This window comes from Actinoplanes sp. NPDC051513, from assembly GCF_044454685.1.
Classification (GTDB): Bacteria; Actinomycetota; Actinomycetes; order Mycobacteriales; family Micromonosporaceae; genus Actinoplanes.
In genome coordinates this window covers 1702-3466 of the sequence record NZ_JBITDW010000062.1, presented here as the reverse complement: position 1 = coordinate 3466, position 1765 = coordinate 1702, and the positions used below count along the sequence as shown (strand labels likewise).

The window sequence follows — 1765 nt, the reverse complement described above, 5'->3', positions numbered from 1 at the left end:
CTTGGGTTGGTCGTTGGTTGAGAATTGCACAGTGGACGCGAGCATCTTGTTTTTTGTGGTTAAGTTGTCAAGGGCGAACGGTGGATGCCTTGGTACCAGGAGCCGATGAAGGACGTGGGAGGCCGCGATAGGCCTGGGGGAGCTGTCAACCTAGCTGTGATCCCAGGGTGTCCGAATGGGGAAACCTAGCACGAGTCATGTCGTGTTATCCATGCCTGAATTCATAGGGTGTGTGAGGGGAACGCGGGGAAGTGAAACATCTCAGTACCCGTAGGAAGAGAAAACAACATGTGATTCCGTGAGTAGTGGCGAGCGAAAGCGGATCGAGCCTAAACCAGATACGTGTGATACCTGTCAGGGGTTACGTGTCCGGGGTAGTGGGATTTTCCGTGGAGGAGCTGACGATTCTCCGGAGAGTTACAAAGTTTTGGGTTAGTTGAATGGTGTGGGAAAGCCAACCGTAGAGGGTGAGAGTCCCGTAGACGAAAATCCATGATCTCTCTGTGAAAACACCCGAGTAGCAGCGGACTCCTAGAATCTGCTGTGAATCTGCCAGGACCACCTGGTAAGGCTGAATACTTCCTGGTGACCGATAGCGGACGAGTACCGTGAGGGAATGGTGAAAAGTACCCCGGGAGGGGAGTGAAATAGTACCTGAAACCGTTCGCCTACAATCCGTCAGAGCTTCCTTTGTTGGGGTGATGGCGTGCCTTTTGAAGAATGAGCCTGCGAGTTAGTGGCACGTGGCGAGGTTAACCCGTGTGGGGTAGCCGTAGCGAAAGCGAGTCTTAATAGGGCGTGTAGTCGCGTGTTCTAGACCCGAAGCGGGGTGATCTAGCCATGGGCAGGTTGAAGCGTGGGTAAGACTGCGTGGAGGACCGAACCCACCAACGTTGAAAAGTTGGGGGATGACCTGTGGTTAGGGGTGAAAGGCCAATCAAACTCCGTGATAGCTGGTTCTCCCCGAAATGCATTTAGGTGCAGCGTTGCGTGTTTCTTGCCGGAGGTAGAGCACTGGATGGTCTAGGGGGCCTACAAGCTTACCGAAATCAGCCAAACTCCGAATGCCGGTAAGTGAGAGCGTGGCAGTGAGACTGCGGGGGATAAGCTTCGTAGTCGAGAGGGAAACAGCCCAGATCACCAGCTAAGGCCCCTAAGCGTGTGCTAAGTGGAAAAGGATGTGGGGTCGCTTAGACAACCAGGAGGTTGGCTTAGAAGCAGCCATCCTTTAAAGAGTGCGTAATAGCTCACTGGTCAAGTGGTTCCGCGCCGACAATGTAGCGGGGCTCAAGCACACCGCCGAAGCTGTGGCACTCACATATTAGATTCGCCAGGATCCTTGAGGTTCTGGTGCAGTCGTGTGGGTGGGTAGGGGAGCGTCGTATCGCCAGGGAAGCGTCGGGGTGACCCAGGCGTGGAGGCGATACGAGTGAGAATGCAGGCATGAGTAGCGAATGAAGAGTGAGAACCTCTTCCGCCGAATGACCAAGGGTTCCAGGGCCAGGCTAATCCGCCCTGGGTGAGTCGGGGCCTAAGGCGAGGCCGAGAGGCGTAGTCGATGGATAACGGGTTGATATTCCCGTACCCGCGAAGGAACGCCCAAGACGAATGTTCAGGTGCTAACTATGCGAGTGGCCGGCGGTCTTCGGACCTAGGGTCAGGAGTCTAGGAACCTCTGGGTTAGTAGTTTAGCGATGGGGTGACGCAGGAAGGTAGCTGGTCCCAGGCGGTGGTTGTCCTGGGGTAAGCGTGTAGCCCGGACTAT

1 rRNA gene (cut by a window edge) is annotated in these 1765 nt (G+C 55.3%); it reads left to right on the top strand.

Features of this window, described 5'->3' with window-relative positions:
• Positions 1-57 precede the first annotated feature (57 nt).
• Positions 58-1765: ribosomal RNA gene (locus ACIA5D_RS51615) — 23S ribosomal RNA — on the top strand (it continues 1486 nt past the right edge of the window).